General features: G+C 62.4%; 2 protein-coding genes and 1 pseudogene. All 3 read right to left on the bottom strand.

What is annotated here, in order from left to right; all coding sequences use genetic code 11:
• Nucleotides 1-39: 39 nt before the first annotated feature.
• A pseudogene (locus tag FNU79_RS18715) lies at nt 40-2,562 on the bottom strand (Tn3 family transposase).
• Nucleotides 2,466-3,062: a DUF4158 domain-containing protein gene (locus tag FNU79_RS19590; protein WP_225430203.1), complete on the bottom strand. Its 597-nt coding sequence runs from the start codon at nt 3,060-3,062 to the stop codon at nt 2,466-2,468. Before FNU79_RS19590 ends, FNU79_RS18715 begins: the two are co-directional and overlap by 97 nt.
• A gap of 4 nt (nt 3,063-3,066) precedes the next feature.
• Entirely contained in the window at nt 3,067-3,624 is a 558-nt protein-coding gene (locus FNU79_RS18720) for a recombinase family protein (RefSeq protein ID WP_143722306.1), read from the bottom strand.
• Nucleotides 3,625-3,746: the final 122 nt, after the last annotated feature.

A 3,746-nucleotide genomic window follows, 5' to 3' on the forward strand; every position in this document is an offset into this window, starting at 1 on the left:
GACTAGAGTAAGAACAGAAATCCGCCCTTGGAGGCCAGATCACAATTCAATCCGTTCAAAGTAGGCTTCCAGAGTGTCGGGATCACGCAGGGGGCGCAGTTGGCCCTGAGCAATTTCATCAGGCAATTTGAATTCGTAGGTTCCCAGCATGCGGATATGACCGTGCAGAAGGGGCGTCAGGCGGGAGATGTCCTGTTCGTTCTCAATTTTCCCAGCCTGTCGCAAGTCGTCCAGGGCAACGCCCATGTACCGCGTGTTTCACAGGACGATGGCATTGCCCACCAGCCCCAATGCACCCAGTTGATCTTCCATCCCTTCCCTGTACTTCTGCCGGAGTTCCCCTTTGCGCCCGTGGAAGACGGCCCGGCCCACGCCGTGCCGCTGCTCCCCCCGGTTGATCTGACGCAGGATGCGCCGCCGGAACGACTCGTCACCGACGTAGTTCAGCAGGAACAGGGTTTTCTCAATGCGGCCAAATTCAGCGATGGCCTGGCCCAGACCGGACAGACTGCCGCCGCGTTGCAAGGTCCGCATCACCGCCGTGGCTTTGACCTTACCCAGTTTGAGTGATCCGGCCAGCCGCAGGATGTCTTCCCAGTGGGCGGCGATCAGCCGCTCATCAATGACGTGGCGGCTCAAATCATCCAGTGCGCCGTAATCCGCTTCCCGGTCCATGCGCCAGAAGCGCTGATCGGGCAGATCGGCGAGTCGGGGGCTGAAACGGTAGCCCAGCAGCGCGAACAATCCGAACACCACGTCGCTGGAGCCGTGCGTATCGGCCATGATCTCGCGGGGGTCCAGGCGGGTCTGCTGTTCCAGCAGGCCCGCGAGAATGAACAGCGAGTCGCGCAGCGTCCCCGGAATCACGATGCCGTGAAAGCCAGTGAACTGATCACTGGTGAAGTTGTAATACGTCACGCCGCGCTGGGAGCCAAAATACTTGCGGTTCCATCCGGCGTGCAGGGTCTTGACTGGCACCACGAAGCGTAGCCCGTCGGCAGACGCCACCTCGCCCCCGCCCCAGGTGTGGGCTAGCGGCAGAGCGAACTGGGCGTCCACCAGGCGGGCATTGGCCGCCGCGATGGTCTCGGCCCGGACGTAATTCTGCTGGACCCATGACAGGCGCGACAGGGTCAGCGCCTGGACCTCCGGCGCGGCCACCGCTCCCAGACCAATGTTGCACGCCTGGGCCAGCAAAACCGCTGTGACGCTCAGCGGTAGGTCTCGCAAACTGGACGTGCCATCAGTGACGTGCGTGAAGGCGTCGGCCAGACCCGTGAAGGCATGGACTTCCAGCAGCAGCGCAGCCAGCGGAACGGCGGGGAGGCGCTGAGCCACCGCGTGCTGGAGTCGCTCCAGGCTGGGCGGTTCGGGGAGTGGTTCCAGGGGCGTCAGGCGCAGCCGGGTTTGCCCCGGCTGCCCATCCAGTTGCAGGGCGGTGTTCTGGGGGAGGCCCAGTTCCACTTCCCGGTAGGCATCATTCAGTTCAAGGCGCAGGCGTTCCAGTTCTGGTTGAGGGTTCAGCGAACGGTTCAGGGCGCGGCACACGTCGTCGCTCACGGCGTCCCAGGCCGCGCCCTGTAACAACTCCGCGCGGGGATCGCCGTAGCGGTCACTGCCGGGGGCGAAGACCTCGCGCCGCCGCAGGGCTTTCTGAAGCCGCTCCAGCAAACACAGGATGTACGCCTGATGGTCAGTCTCCCCGCTCTGCGGGAAGACCCGACGCTGCCAGGCCCGCGACACAAATCCCCTGGGTGCATCCTTCCACTGCGGTCTGTCCTTGCCACCCACTTCCAACTGTTGCAGAAAAGTCCAGGCGTCCAGCAGGGGCCGGGCGCTGGCCGTGCCGTCCAGCTTGACGGTGTGTAGAAGGGCAGGCAAGAAGCGCCGGATAGTGCCATAGGCGCTGCCCAGCGCTTCCGGGGTGGTGTCGGCATCCTCGCTCGCCAGCTTGCTGATGGTGGCTACGGCTTGATGGAGTTCGCCCGCGCTCACCGCACGGAAAGCCAGTTCGCGTAGCTGCTGAACTGGAACCGTTTCGTCCAGCAGCACCCGCACAGCGTCGCGCAGTTTCAGCGCGGCGTGGTCCAGGTCTTTGAGGGTTCGCAACCGTTCCTGCTTGCGCCGCACTTCCCCGATCAGGGTCAGGTGGGTTATCAACTGATCAAAGAGGTCCAGGGCGTCGTCAGTGGCGCTGCGCTCCAGAGCTTGCAGAAAGATCAATAGCGTGGCCTGACGGCGTGATGGCGTCATCCGCAGCAGCGTCTGCGCCCAGGCGGTTTGCGCGTGACGGGCCAGCAGCGCCTGACGCGACTGGGGAACCTCGCTCAGATCAATGGTGCTGACACCCAGAGCGCGGACTTGCTCAATGCGGTGTAGTGCGGCTTTCAGGGCAGGCGAGGAAATACGTGTGGGGGAGGTGCGTAGCACCTCCAATGGCGTGAACCGCGCATTTACAGGAAGAATTAGCAAATTCTCCAGCGCCCGTTTCTGTTCTGAACTGAGCTTCCGGCTGAGTTGCTCAAAAGTCCGGGCATGAAAGCGTTCGCGCGTACGGGCCACCAGCCGGGCCAGGACGGTAACACCCGGCAACACGCTTTCTGGCGGGTCAACTGGGCGGTGGCGAGATCAAAGAGGATCGATGGCCGCAGCGCACTCAGCGCCAGTTGAGCGTACAGCCAGCGAATCAGCCGCACGGCCTGTCCACCGTCAAAGTCGCGGTAATCCAGGGCGGCCACGATGATCCGGCGGTGCTGATAGCGGGTTTCCTCACGCAGGGCGTAGCGGGCCATCACGCGGGCGGGTAGGTGAAGTTGATCGGCGACGTGGCGCACCACGATAGACGGCACCTGCACGGGGTTGGGTAGAAATGATCCGAGAAAACGCAGGGTGCAGAGCTGCACGGCAAAACCGAGCTGGTTGTGATCGCGGCGGCGCTCGGCGATCACAACCAGCTCAGTCTCGTTCAGGAAGAAGAAATTGCTGAGTTGTTCAGGGGTGGGATCACCCGCGTACCGTCCGTATAGAGCCGCCTGCTCGTCGGTCAGGAACTCGACAGGCACAGATTTAGGGCTGCCGTTGCAACAGTCGGGTGATGGTGCTGGGATGGACGCCGAACAGGCGGGCGCACTGTGCCGCAGTGCGCTGCCCAGATCCCACCGACTCACGGATGGCCTGTTCCTGATGTGGGAGTAGCTTGCGTTTGCGGCCCCCGACACGGCCCTCTAACCGGGCCTGTTCCAGTCCCGCATTGGTGCGCTCCCGGATCATGGCACGCTCAAACTCCGCAAAGGCCCCCACCATCTGCATCATCATCCGGCCTGCTGGCGTGGTGGTATCTATCGCCTCGGTCAAACTGCGAAAGCCCACGCCTTTCTCTCCCAATAGCTCCATCAGGTGCAGAACATCTTTGAGGCTGCGGCTGAGACGGTCTAGCTTCCAAACCACAACCACGTCTCCAGCGCGAAGCTGGTCCAGCATTTTGTGTAGTTCGGGGCGGTCCCAGCGGCCACCAGAAGCGTGTTCGGTGAACAGGCGCTCTGCCCCTCCTGTTTTCAATGCGCGGAGTTGTGCGGCGGTGTCTTGTTCATTTTGTTTGCTGACGCGGGCATAACCGACTTGCATGGAGCCTCCAGTGTTGCGAAAACGTGTTGCCAGTGTAATTCATTGTGCAACAGAGTTACGCAAGACGTAGAGGCCGTGCCAGTGGGCAGGTTAAAACCATTGCGATATCGGGCGTTTTCGCA

It is taken from the genome of Deinococcus detaillensis (assembly GCF_007280555.1).
GTDB classification, from domain to species: domain Bacteria; phylum Deinococcota; class Deinococci; order Deinococcales; family Deinococcaceae; genus Deinococcus; species Deinococcus detaillensis.